Source organism: Rickettsia monacensis (genome assembly GCF_000499665.2).
Classification (GTDB): domain Bacteria; phylum Pseudomonadota; class Alphaproteobacteria; order Rickettsiales; family Rickettsiaceae; genus Rickettsia; species Rickettsia tamurae.
On the sequence record NZ_LN794217.1, the window covers coordinates 1,123,527 to 1,136,501 of the forward strand.

The window sequence follows — 12,975 nt, forward strand, 5'->3', positions numbered from 1 at the left end:
TTTTTATGGTATTGTTGCGTACCGGAGTCGTCATTGCGAGGAAATTGCATAGCAATTGACGAAGCAATCTCAGGAGTTTGTTATTATTTCATGAGATTGCCACAAAGCCTACGGCTGCTCGCAATGACGATTTTGACAACGTTCCTCAAGCCACAGAATGACAACGAAAAAACGGACAATATATTATGAAAATACAGTCAAATATTATAAAAATAATTATTGTAATTAGCTTATTAATAGGAGTAGGAGCATTATATTTATTGCTATCTTTAAAAACTCCTGACAAACCGCTTGCCGGTCAAGTTAATATCTATGAAGATAACGTAAAAATCGGCGGTGATTTTGAACTAACTGACCAAAATGGAAAGATATTTAATAGTGATAAGTTGCAAGGCAATTTAAGTCTCATTTACTTTGGTTTCACCTCTTGTCCTGACATATGCCCGACCTTTCTAAATAAGATGACGGAGATTGTAGAAATTTTAAGTAAACATAACATAGATATTCTACCTGTTTTTATCACTATTGATCCAAAACGTGATACACCAGAAGTACTTAAAGAATATCTAAAACATTTTCATCCAAAATTTATAGGTCTTACCGGTAACGAGCAACAGATAAAAGATGTAACCGATAAATTCAAGGTTTTCTATGCTCGTGTAAATGGTGATGATGACGACCCGAACTATATACTTGATCATTCATCTTTTACCTATTTAATCGATGCAAACGGAAAATATCTGAAACATTTCTATTTAGATTCTTCACCTAAGGAAATTATGGAGTTTTTAAAAGGCAATTAATGAGTAATTATATATTAGCTGCATATTTATTTACTTTTTTAGTTTTAACGATATTGTTAATTGCAAGTTTTTTAAATTACAAGTCATTGAAAAATAAACAGAACTTTAATGCAAAAGAGAGTAAGAAATAGATTAATAACAATAATTATTTGTTTCTGCTCAGCATGTTTAGGAATTAGTATAATACTTTACAATTTAGAGAAAAATATAGTATTTTTTTTGCCGCCGTCAAAAATTAATGAAATAGAACAAGGCAAAGAGTTAAGAGTCGGTGGACTTGTTAAAACAGACTCAATAAATAAAATTGCTGCTGATAAGACAAGTTTTGTTATTACCGATAATATTAAGGATTTAGAGATATTATACCAAGGTGTAGTCCCTGCCCTATTTCGGGAAGGACAAGGAATTATTGCCATCGGGCAATTATCGGATGGGAAATTTATAGCAAGACAATTACTTGCAAAGCATGATGAGAATTACAGACCTCCGAGTTAAAATACTCGGTGTCATACCGTGGCTTGACCACGGTATCTATAAAAACAACTTAAAACACAGGTTGTTTCAACATTTTTAACTGGATGCCGTGGTCAAGCCACGGTATGACAAAAACAAGACAAAAAACATGTTTATAGATAAAATCAAAGCAAAAGCAAATAATGACGAAATAAACGTAATTATCGAAATTCCGATGAATAGCGGTCCAATCAAATATGAATTTGACAAAGAATCAGGAGCGGTTTTTGTTGATCGCTTTATGCAAACCACTATGAGCTATCCATGTAATTACGGTTTTATTCCTCATACTCTTTCAAATGACGGCGATCCCGTAGACGTACTTGTCGTAGCTCATCATCCGGTAGTGCATGGGTCGGTTATAAAATGCCGAGCAGTCGGCGTATTGATGATGGAAGACGAATCAGGGCTTGATGAGAAAATAATCGCAGTACCGACTTCTAAGCTCGATATTACTTTCGATCATATTAAAGAGCTAGATGATTTATGTGACATGCTCAAGAAACGTATCGTGCATTTCTTTGAGTATTATAAAGATTTAGAAAAAGGTAAATGGGTTAAAGTTACCGGATGGGAAAATAAAGCAAAAGCCGATAGCTTGATTAATGAAGGTATAGACAGGGCAGGAGCGTAGAGCAACGCTGTCATACCGTGGTCAAGCCACGGTAGTATGACAGCGCGTACGTTTTTTGATCCATGCAATAACATTAAAATAAGATAAAAACAAACAGTGGCCGACTTCTTGCATAACGAAGCTAATAAAGAGGAATTTGAAGGAAACACGGAACGCAGCACCACAGCATACACTTTAGTACGTGAGGATGCGAGTACCGGATTGACGCACAAATTACCTTTAGAAGCAAGTTATGCAAGAAGTCGATTATTTCGTTCAGGAGTCGTAGTAGCTTTTTTTACACTAATTTCTCGCATATTCGGGCTTGTGCGTGAACAATTTATCGCATCATTATTCGGCTCTATGCCTATGGGTGATAGCATTAATGTTGCTTTTAAACTACCGAATCTATTTAGAAGAATTTTTGCAGAAGGTGCATTATCAAGCGTATTCATTCCTATTTATAATGAAAAAATGCTTATTTCTAAGAAAGCCGCTAATAATTTTTCAGGTGAGGTTTTTACCCTTCTACTTCTGACATTAATAGTAATAATAGCATTAATGCAAATCTTCATGCCACAATTAATGCTGTTTATTGCTCCTGGATTTCACGGTAAAAAAGAAAAGTTTGAGCTTACGGTATTTTTATGCCGAATTACAATACCTTATTTAATATTTGTTTCATTAACGGCTCTACTTGGCGGAATATTAAACTCCGTAAAGAAATTTGCAGCTTTTGCTTTTTCACCGGTTATTTTAAGTGTATGCGTAATAATTTTTACTCTAACATTTGACAATTATATAGAGTCTACTATCTCAATTAGCTTATCTTTAATAATTGCCGGAATATTACAAGTTTCTTTTATGTTTGTCTGTGTGAAAAGAGCGGATTTAAACTTTCCGATAATTTTTAACCCAAGCGATCCCGATGTAAAAAAGCTTTTGATTAATATGGGACCGGCGACCATTAGCTCCGGCGTACAGCAATTAAACCTTTTCATATCCCAATCTATTGCTAGCTTTATTGAAGGTGCTATTTCTATATTATCTTATGCCGACCGGATATATCAATTTCCTTTATCGATAATAGGTACTAGCTTCTCTACTATATTGCTACCTGAGCTGTCAAAAATATATAAATCAAATGATATAGTAGCTGCAAAAAAAATACAGAATAACGCTATTAGAATGGGGCTATTGTTATCATTGCCTGCTACATTCGGTATTATAATTCTATCTCATCCGATTATTAATATAATTTATGAAAGAGGAGTATTCACGAGCCAAGATACTACAAATACAGCTGAGGCTATTTCTGCGTTTGCACTTGGGCTTCCTGCTTTTATTTTGGCAAAAATTTTAACTCCTATTTTTTATGCTAACGGAGATACTAAAACACCGCTCAAAATAACCTTATTTTCAATAATAATTAATACCGGTATGAATCTATTATTAATGGATTCTTTGAAACATATCGGTATTGCAGTCGGGACATCTATTGCAGCTTGGTATAATCTAGGTTTATTATATAGCTATACTACAAAACAAAATAAGCTACATATAGAAGCCGGTATAAAGCTTTTCTGTGGTAAAATTTTGTTATGTTGTACATTAATGTCTATTATAATTGCTTTAATAAAGCATTATTATTTAGAATATTTTTATTCGGAATATTTACTGATTAAGGTCTGTATGCTAGGCAGTACAATTGCAGTTGGAATGGGAGCATTTTTCGGCATGGCATATTTATTAAAAGTGGTTAATTATGATAATAACAAGAAATAAGCACCAATCAAATTATCAGGATTTGCTAAAAACCTTAGCTATTATAGCCATGATTATTGATCATGTGGGTTTATATCTATATCCCGAATTAACAATTATGCGGATCATAGGTCGTACAGCTATGCCGGTATTTTGCTTTTTTGCCGGTTATAATTTTCATGATAAGCCAAAAACCCATATAATAATATTCGGTGTTTTGCTACAAATATATACCACTGTGCTATTTAAACAGTTTCTTACTACAAATATTCTAATCTCTATCTATTTAGGGCAATGGTATATTTATTATTTTCGTAATTCTTTAACTCGCTTTTTCTATAGCGGTTATTGTCATGCAATTATAATGGTAATATTGTGGTATATTAGCTGGGCTTTGATTGATTACGGGACTCTTGTAATTGCTATAATGATACTTGGATTTATTTCAAAACATGAACAGGCAAATCTAAAACTTTGCTGTTTTATAGCAATTTTTGCTTCTTTCGTGCATTCAACTCTTTTTACTCTTGCAATTTCCTTTAATGAGTTTAATTTTTCAAATACTGACTTAATTTTAAACCTCACTTTCTTAACAATTACCTATATATTAATGATCATAAGCGATTATTCACAAAAAATACCGATAAATTTAAAATGGATAAGCCGGAATGTTTTATATATTTACTGCATAAAAATTATGATCTTACAATTCATATTTATCTATAAATACACATATGGTTTTAAAAATTGGTAAGTAAACATTAATAATTAGTGACAGTGGTCCTAGATTAATATTAATATGATTTAGATAATGTTGATATTACTTATATGGATTTGATAGATCGTCTAATTCCGGATAATGAACAATATAAAGAGCAATTTAGAAAAAACAAACTATTTAAAATTAAGTTAGATAATACTCTACAAAAAAATAAATTTCTTAAACATTTTTGGATTTGGTCAGACGAATTTCAAAAAATGGTATTAGCAAGAGTAGTGTTTTCTGAAACAAAAGAATTTAAACAACTTGCATGGGAGCATCTTACCGATGAATTTGGACATAATATAGAATTATCCCAAAATCTAGAAAATGGTAAAGAAGCTACAGATTCTATTTTTGAGGCCTTAGGTTCTTGGTTTACGCTAAAAATGATAACTCTTGGAGATAGTGAAAGAGCCGTCCTTGCCCATTTAGTAATAGAGTCTTGTGCTACTATATTTTATAAAAAATTAGGATCAATATTTTTTAATCATAAAGCAGCAAAACATTTCAAAACACATATGCATCTTGATCCTGAACATGAACAAATGGGAATAGATTTATTAAAACAAATAAATATTAATGATTCTTCTTTACTCAATATTCAAAAAAAGCTGGGATATGATTGAAGCTCTGTTTACTAGACTTGCTGAAATCACACAGGATTAGCTTTATCTACCTAACTAATGTAAATAGCGAATTATTACATAATCCGCTATCTAGTTAAAAATAATGAAAATAAAAACTAATTAATTGACATTTAAATCCATTATATGTATATCACTAAAGCTTATTTATAATTTATAATTTTTAATATATAAGCTATATGAATATTAAACAATATTAATGGATTAAGTTATGCCAATACTCCGCGTACTAACAGCAACACCAAAAAGCATTTTTAGTAAACTTACTTATAAATACGATTTAGCTAACCCCGATTATGGATAAGGAATAGAGAGGAAGGAAGGTTGCAAGAGTTATTAAACCTTATATAAATAGGGCACTGAAGGAATAAAATAAAGGTTTAATAACATGTGTAAATATACTACAATATTTTGTATAGTAGATAAATTTTGTAAAATTTATGAGAAATGGGTAAAACATCAATTGCTGAAAAGTAATAAGCAAAGATTTAGAGAAGGTAAGCTTTCCTTAAGTGAAGAACTCTCAATAATGATTTTTACCATTTTAGTGCATATAAACATTTAAAAGCTTATTACCAAAACTTTATTATTAATGGTAATTTGTTCAGGAATCCACCTTGTTATGAGAGATTTGTTCAGCTTATTCCTTCATTATTTCTGCCATTGATTGTGATGTTACATTACTTAAGTGGGAAAAGAACGGGAATTTATTATGCAGATTCCACACATTTTGCAGTATGTAAAAATATCAGAATTAATTCTAACAGAACTTTTAATAATCTTGCAAAAATGGGACGTAGTTCTGTCGATTGGTTTTTTGGATTCAAGCTTCATATGATAATCAATGATAAGGGAGAAATTATTGCTGTTAAAATTACCAAAGGTAATGTTGATGACAGAATTGCATTTGAAGCAATGGTTATCAAAAAAGGTCTAAAAGGTAAGTGTTATGATGATAAGGGGTTTATTTCAGAAAAAATGTTTACAAAACTTTATAAGCAAGGTTTAATAAAAATTACCGGAATAAGAAAGGATATGAAAAACTATTTATTACCTCTTTTGGATAAAATCCTTTTAAGGAAGAGATTCATTATCGAAACCATTTTTGGCTACATAAAAGAGAATTTTAATATTACTCCTTCCAGACATCGATCACCTATTAATTTCTTTACTTCTCTATTCTCTGCTCTTATTGCTTACCAACTTAAACCTAATAAACCATGTATTTCTTATCCATAATCGGGGTTAGATACTACTATACGTGCTTATAATGCTGTAAATATACATCTAGATGAAGCTTTCAAAACTTCATTACAAAATAATTCTTACAAAACTGCAAAACTACTACTTTCATCAGGTCAACTTAATCTTAATTATAAGGACGCCTAAGGAAATTCAGTTTTAATGAATATACTTCAATCACAAAATACCCCTCTACTAAAAAATTATTTTAGCAAGACAAAAGTAGAAACTGGTTTTAAATTATTTCCTTTAATACCTAATAATAACGGTGAGACAATTTATAATATTGCTGCAGTAGCAGACAATAAAAAAGTTTCAAAAATTCTTTATCATAAAATAGCAGAGCTTCATGATCTTAATAAAATAGTAATCCAATCCTTTGCTAACAAAATAGATTCAAATACTTTAGATTAGGATTTTTTACTGGATTGCTTCGTCAATTGCTATGCAATTGCCTCGCAATGACGAAAATCACTAAACCTAAACCAAATCGCTTACTTGCGATTTGGCGAAGAGCTTTATCTGAAAGTTAACAAAATTTAAATTACCTTTTGAGCCTATTTCCGCAAATTTATGAGCTTTAAGAAGTAGGTCATAATCGTCCGCTAAATCGGCAAAGAAAAATTCGATTTCGCCGCTTTGTTTTACTCCTAAAATCTCACCGCTACCTCGAAGTTTTAAATCCTGCTCAGCTATATAAAATCCATCATTAGTTTGTTTCATTATCTCAAACCTACCTCGGGCAACTTTTCCAAGCCTTTTAGGATTATATAACAATATACAATATGACTGCAAACTACCCCGCCCTACTCTACCTCTAAGCTGATGAAGTTGAGCGAGACCAAACTGCTCAGCATTTTCAATAATTATTAAGGTGGCTTCAGGTACGTCTATTCCAACTTCAATAACGGTTGTTGCAACTAATATCTTAATTTCACCTTCCTTAAATTGCTTCATTATTTGGTCTTTCTGCTCGTTCTTCATCTTACCGTGAATAATACCGGTATAACCTTGATAGATATTTTCAATAGAGTTAAAACGATTCATCACATCCATCAATAAACTATCCTCTTCCTCCTCTGGAGTCATCCCACGAGCTTGTAGCGGGATCCAGTCAAAATTACTAGCATTATAAGTTGTTTTTTGGATACCGCAGTCAAGCCACGGTATGACAACAGGGGGTTTTCCCTGCTCTATCAATGGACATATCCAATATACCCGCTCACCTAATACAAGTTTCTTGTTTATTGCTTCGATAATATGCTCTATCTTGTTAACGGACATAGTGTTCGTAGCGATAGGTAAACGATTTTTCGGCTTACCCATTAGCTTTGAGATACTCATATCGCCAAACATAGTAAGTGCAAGACTCCGAGGGATTGGTGTAGCAGTCATAACTAATACATCGGGATTTACTCCTTTATTTATTAGATTCAAACGCTGCTGCACTCCGAATCTATGCTGCTCATCGATCACTATATAACCTAGCTTATTAAAACTTACTTTCTCTTGAAATAACGCATGAGTACCAACTAATATATCAATCTCACCACTTTCAAGCTGCAGCATAATATTTTTGCGAACTGACCCAAGAATCTTACCGGTAAGCAACGCAACACTTATATCAGTATTTTTTAATGCTTTAACAAAAAACTCGTAATGCTGGTTAGCAAGCAAATCGGTTGGAGCCATAAGAGTTGCTTGAAACCCGGCTTTCACGGTATTTACCATCGTAAGCAAAGCTACCAAAGTTTTACCTGAGCCGACATCGCCTTGCAACAATCTCATCATTTCTACTTTATCGCTTTGATCAAACTCTATTTCTTCTATAACCTGCTTTTGATAAGAAGTTAACTCAAATTCTAGCTCATTTAATATATTTGCTTGAATAGCTGCAGCTTTAGGGTAAATATTACCTTGTCTTCTACTTATTTGCGTACGTACATTTAAAAGAGATATTTGATTAGCGATAAGCTCCTTAGCTGCTAGTTGTTTTTTGGCCGACTCAGTGTCATCCCACGGCTTTATTGTATTGCTTGGGGTTGTCATCCCGCGGCTTGACCGCGGGATCCAGTTGTTGTTATGGATACCGTGGTCAAGCCACGGTATGACAGCCTCACTTACATGCAACATTTTCAAATTCTGCAATATAATATCTAAATAATCTTTTACTTCTTTATCTTCTATACTCTTACATTTCTCTTCAAATATCTCTATTGCTTTTATGATATACGAATATAGCTGTTTGTTACTCAGTAAATATGTCAGGGAATAAATCGGCTCTATTTCCTTTGCAAGCTTAGGATTAGTAATAAATTCAGGATGTGGAATCTGCAAATAATGATCAAAAAATTGTACTTTCCCGCTGATAATATGAGAAGTACCAATTTTTAACTTGTTAAAAATAAATGGAGGGGGCTTATGGAAAAACACTAATAACAACGAACCGGTATCATTGCTAGCCGTAATCTTTAACGGCTGATGGCTTTTTTTCGGTAAATTAATGCTCTCAATTACAATTTCCGTTTGGATTATTTCACCGTCTCTAACTTCGGTTAAATTAGGTGATAATATTTTATTTTGATAAGAAACGGGTAGATAAAATAATAAATCCCGAATATTGTTAATACCAAGCCTTTTAAGAGCAGATACGGTATCTTCACGTATATTAATGAACGTTTTTACAGAAGAGAATAAAAATTTTTCTAGAATAGTTAGCATATATAGTCATATATCATTACTTTAATATCATGATTACATATATACTTTAAAATAAGTAGAGAGTTAATAAAAAAATAAGTGTCCTTATGTTATGCCTACGAAAGCATTGCCTACGTGGATCAGTTTTTCCAGTGTCATCCGCGACTTGATCGCGGGATCCAGCTTAAAATACTAAAATTTAGTATTTTAAGTTGTTTTTCCCGTGGTCAAGCCACGGTATGACACCGAACGCATTTTTAGATTCACGCAACAACGCCCGCTCGCAATGACGTTTTTTGCAATGCTTATAAATCTAATTTTAGCCCTGCTCTAAGAATAGCTGAGGCTTTTAAAGGCATACCTTCGATAAATCTGGCTGTTTTGTAACCGCCTAAGCCGACTATCTTAAATGTTTCATTTAAGCTAAGCTCAAAATTAACTGCTCCAAGTCCACCTTGTTTACAGCTCTCTTTTAAAGGAGTAGCGGTTAACATTTTAGGCTGATTCCAAAATGCCGCTTCTAAACCTAAACCGATAAAATCAAATTTGACTAAGTTATTAGCTTTAACTCCGACACCGTAAGACTTAAATTTCTGATTTTTGCCGTAATTAACATTAACTTGAATATATTTGTTATCAAAAACAAAATGGTTAACTAAACCACGCTCTAAACTGTATGGAGCAAGTATCGCTCTAGTAGCCGATAAATATTTAACCGGTCCTAATCAATCATCGGAATATCATTTAAGTTAGTATTCATTACAAATGAATAACCTGAATAAACTAAAAACGGATCAAATAAATCTAAATAAGCATATGAACGAATTTTATTTTTAGTAATATAATTTTTACCGTATATGGAGTTAATCGCTTTTACATATTCATTTATATCCTTACCGCTTTTATCTTCTTTGCCATCAAACTTAGTACTAAAAATATAACTTGCTTGATCTAGTCTTGTCCATAAATAACCTATACCGTAAGTAGGATTAATTTTGTTACTTGCCATATATCTATCTTTAATATTTTCAGATAGTAACTAACCCCGATTATGGATAAGAAATACATGGTTTATTAGGTTTAAGTTGGTAAGCAATAAGAGCAGAGAATAGAGAAGTAAAGAAATTAATAGGTGATCGATGTCTGGAAGGAGTAATATTAAAATTCTCTTTTATGTAGCCAAAAATGGTTTCGATAATGAATCTCTTCCTTAAAAGGATTTTATCCAAAAGAGGTAATAAATAGTTTTTCATATCCTTTCTTATTCCGGTAATTTTTATTAAACCTTGCTTATAAAGTTTTGTAAACATTTTTTCTGAAATAAACTCCTTATCATCATAACACTTACCTTTTAGACCTTTTTTGATAACCATTGCTTCAAATGCAATTCTGTCATCAACATTACCTTTGGTAATTTTAACAGCAATAATTTCTCCCTTATCATTGATTATCATATGAAGCTTGAATCCAAAAAACCAATCGACAGAACTACGTCCCATTTTTGCAAGATTATTAAAAGTTCTGTTAGAATTAATTCTGATATTTTTACATACTGCAAAATGTGTGGAATCTGCATAATAAATTCCCGTTCTTTTCCCACTTAAGTAATGTAACATCACAATCAATGGCAGAAATAATGAAGGAATAAGCTGAACAAATCTCTCATAACAAGGTGGATTCCTGAACAAATTACCATTAATAATAAAGTTTTGGTAATAAGCTTTTAAATGTTTATATGCACTAAAATGGTAAAAATCATTATTGAGAGTTCTTCACTTAAGGAAAGCTTACCTTCTCTAAATCTTTGCTTATTACTTTTCAGCAATTGATGTTTTACCCATTTCTCATAAATTTTACAAAATTTATCTACTATACAAAATATTGTAGTATATTTACACATGTTATTAAACCTTTATTTTACTCCTTCAGTGCCCTATTTATATAAGGTTTAATAACTCTTGTAACCTTCCTTCCTCTCTATTCCTTATCCATAATCGGGGTTATTTAGTAAAGGAGCTGTGGTATCAATAATAAGACCACCAGAAAAAGGTGATTTTAATGATATGTTAAAATCACAAGGAGCAGAATCTATAGACAAGCTTATAGAGCCTGAAATAGCAAAATTAACAGCAGCTAGCAATGTAGCTGAACTTAAATCATCATTGAAAGCACATAATAATAGAAAATCACAACTTCAGTCCATAGAATTACTATTTTCAAAAATGGCAAATAACGATAATAGTGAACTAAGTAATGTGCAGCAGCAGCAAATAAAAGCTTTAGTAAAGTTTGGCACTATAGAAGATATAAATACCGCGTTACAACTATATAGAGAAAAAGGTCTAGATTCTTGTATGCTCTATAGTCACAAGATTTGTGTAGCAGCAATAGAGCAGAAGATACAGCAAGATCTACAAATAATGAAGAATAAATTTGATCCTAAATAATACAACTTATAATCTTGGTTATAAAAGATTTTGTGATATAGTAGTACATGATTTTCAAGGCAAAAGTCATCTCGTTTTTGAAGATTATTTAGTAGCTATCGGAAAAGATAAGCAAGTCATGCAGTATATAAATCAAGCTTCCGAAATAGGTAAAGAAATAAAAACTGAGATTCAAAATGCTGCTGAGATCAAACTCAATCAAGGAATAAGACTTTAAGAGCACCAAGTAGTACTGCGATACGAATCACATAATAAAAGTTATATGGCAAAAAAATTAAAACATGATGCTTTAGTAAAGAATATTCTAACTGAGAAGATAGCAGCCCAGGAATTTTTAGAACATTATTTGCCCTCAGATTTTAAGGATTTAATAGATTTAAGAGAAATAACAGTAGAAAAAGAGTCGTTTATCGAAGATGATTTAAAAAGAAAATATAGTGATATAATTTATTCGGTAAAAACTAGAGATCAAAAAGAAGCATTTGTCTATGTACTAATAGAGGCTCAATCTACTTGTGATTATTGGATAGCATTAAGATTATGGAAATATATGCTGCTTCTATGTGAACGTCACATGACAAATAAAGAGAAATTACCATTAATTTGTCCATTGTTAATATATAATGGTTATGAAGTATATAGTGCACCAAGAAATTTCTGGGAATTATTTACAAAACCAGAGCAAGCAAAGAAACTAATGATGAAAGATTATCAACTAGTAGATTTGCAAAGTCAGTCTGATGATGAGATAGCAAAGAAGAAGCATCTTGGGATGATGGAGTATTTTTTAAAGCACATATACCAAAGGGATATGCTAAAACTATGGGATGAGTTTTTAACTAGATTTAAACCAAGTTTAATAATGGATAAGGAATCAGGATATATTTACTTAAGATCGTTTTTATGGTATACTGATGCTAAGATCTCTGAAGAGAAGCAGCAAGAATTAGAACAAATAATAGTTAAGCATTTATCAACAGAGGAAAAAGATAATATTATGAGAACAATAGCACAAAAATACATAGATGAGGGCATTCAGCATGGCATAATTCAAGGCATTGAAAAAGGAAAAGCTGAGGGGATTCAAATTGGTCAAATGAAAGGAAAAGCTGAAGAAAGAGTAGAAATAGCAAAAAAAATGCTATCTCAAGGTTGTAATTTTTCTTTCATTTCTAGTGTCACTGGTCTTGAAGAAGACTTTATTCGTTCTTTATCGTAAAATATTACAGATGTTTTTATAAAATTTTTTAATACCACCTTAGTAACAAAGTTCACAATGCTAAATTAGCGATTTTAAGGGGTGTTATAATAAGATTTTTTGTGTTCAGGTAATTTTCTTTTATTAACGCGAGTTTCGCATTAATAAAATGTATTTTAAATTAACAATGAGATATTAAGTGAGACAAAAAGGACAAGATATGAATGTCATAGTTAGTATGCATGAGGGGCTAGTATGTAGACTATATACAAGGTTATTATGATGCAG

General features: G+C 31.8%; 12 protein-coding genes and 2 pseudogenes. 10 read left to right on the forward strand and 4 right to left on the reverse strand.

Annotated elements, in window-relative coordinates; translation table 11 throughout:
* Positions 1 to 185 precede the first annotated feature (185 nt).
* The 8 genes and pseudogenes from RMONA_RS05875 (at position 186) to RMONA_RS05910 (ending at position 6,756) form a co-directional block, all read left to right on the forward strand.
* Positions 186 to 803 carry an SCO family protein gene (locus RMONA_RS05875; protein WP_023508143.1) on the forward strand — a complete coding sequence of 206 codons (618 nt, stop codon included), beginning with the start codon at positions 186 to 188 and terminating at the stop codon, positions 801 to 803.
* 108 nt (positions 804 to 911) lie between these two features.
* Positions 912 to 1,298 carry a cytochrome c maturation protein CcmE gene (gene ccmE, locus RMONA_RS05880; RefSeq protein ID WP_023508141.1) on the forward strand — a complete coding sequence of 129 codons (387 nt, stop codon included), beginning with the start codon at positions 912 to 914 and terminating at the stop codon, positions 1,296 to 1,298.
* 127 nt (positions 1,299 to 1,425) lie between these two features.
* Positions 1,426 to 1,950 (forward strand): inorganic diphosphatase, encoded by a 525-nt coding sequence (ppa, locus tag RMONA_RS05885; protein ID WP_023508140.1) that lies wholly within the window; start codon positions 1,426 to 1,428, stop codon positions 1,948 to 1,950.
* Positions 1,951 to 2,151: 201 nt separating this feature from the next.
* A complete protein-coding gene (murJ, locus tag RMONA_RS05890; RefSeq protein ID WP_410526361.1) occupies positions 2,152 to 3,714 on the forward strand; it encodes a murein biosynthesis integral membrane protein MurJ in 1,563 nt (520 codons plus the stop codon).
* On the forward strand, positions 3,695 to 4,447 hold the full coding sequence (locus RMONA_RS05895; RefSeq protein WP_023508138.1) for a TraX family protein: 753 nt from the start codon (positions 3,695 to 3,697) through the stop codon (positions 4,445 to 4,447). The genes murJ and RMONA_RS05895 overlap by 20 nt, the downstream gene beginning before the upstream one ends.
* A gap of 74 nt (positions 4,448 to 4,521) precedes the next feature.
* Positions 4,522 to 5,122 (forward strand): annotated as a pseudogene (locus RMONA_RS05900) (hypothetical protein).
* A 566-nt stretch (positions 5,123 to 5,688) separates the two neighbouring features.
* Positions 5,689 to 6,339, forward strand: coding sequence for an IS982 family transposase (locus tag RMONA_RS05905; protein WP_242402836.1), 651 nt, complete (start codon positions 5,689 to 5,691; stop codon positions 6,337 to 6,339).
* 165 nt (positions 6,340 to 6,504) lie between these two features.
* A complete protein-coding gene (locus RMONA_RS05910; RefSeq protein ID WP_023508135.1) occupies positions 6,505 to 6,756 on the forward strand; it encodes a hypothetical protein in 252 nt (83 codons plus the stop codon).
* A 66-nt stretch (positions 6,757 to 6,822) separates the two neighbouring features.
* On the opposite strand, the gene RMONA_RS05915 is transcribed toward RMONA_RS05910, so the two are convergent.
* From RMONA_RS05915 to RMONA_RS05930, 4 genes are all read right to left on the reverse strand, one after another.
* Positions 6,823 to 9,063 carry an ATP-dependent DNA helicase RecG gene (locus RMONA_RS05915; protein WP_023508134.1) on the reverse strand — a complete coding sequence of 747 codons (2,241 nt, stop codon included), beginning with the start codon at positions 9,061 to 9,063 and terminating at the stop codon, positions 6,823 to 6,825.
* A 284-nt stretch (positions 9,064 to 9,347) separates the two neighbouring features.
* Positions 9,348 to 9,536 carry a hypothetical protein gene (locus tag RMONA_RS05920; RefSeq protein WP_023508133.1) on the reverse strand — a complete coding sequence of 63 codons (189 nt, stop codon included), beginning with the start codon at positions 9,534 to 9,536 and terminating at the stop codon, positions 9,348 to 9,350.
* A gap of 227 nt (positions 9,537 to 9,763) precedes the next feature.
* Positions 9,764 to 10,051 carry a hypothetical protein gene (locus RMONA_RS10530; protein WP_023508132.1) on the reverse strand — a complete coding sequence of 96 codons (288 nt, stop codon included), beginning with the start codon at positions 10,049 to 10,051 and terminating at the stop codon, positions 9,764 to 9,766.
* Positions 10,052 to 10,091: 40 nt separating this feature from the next.
* Positions 10,092 to 10,745 (reverse strand): IS982 family transposase, encoded by a 654-nt coding sequence (locus RMONA_RS05930; protein ID WP_339325421.1) that lies wholly within the window; start codon positions 10,743 to 10,745, stop codon positions 10,092 to 10,094.
* 297 nt (positions 10,746 to 11,042) lie between these two features.
* On the opposite strand from RMONA_RS05930, the pseudogene RMONA_RS08725 reads away from it, so the two are divergent.
* Positions 11,043 to 11,706: pseudogene (locus tag RMONA_RS08725) on the forward strand (hypothetical protein); the annotation flags it as partial.
* Between the two features lie 45 nt (positions 11,707 to 11,751).
* Positions 11,752 to 12,708 (forward strand): Rpn family recombination-promoting nuclease/putative transposase, encoded by a 957-nt coding sequence (locus RMONA_RS05945; RefSeq protein ID WP_023508127.1) that lies wholly within the window; start codon positions 11,752 to 11,754, stop codon positions 12,706 to 12,708.
* Positions 12,709 to 12,975 lie beyond the last annotated feature (267 nt).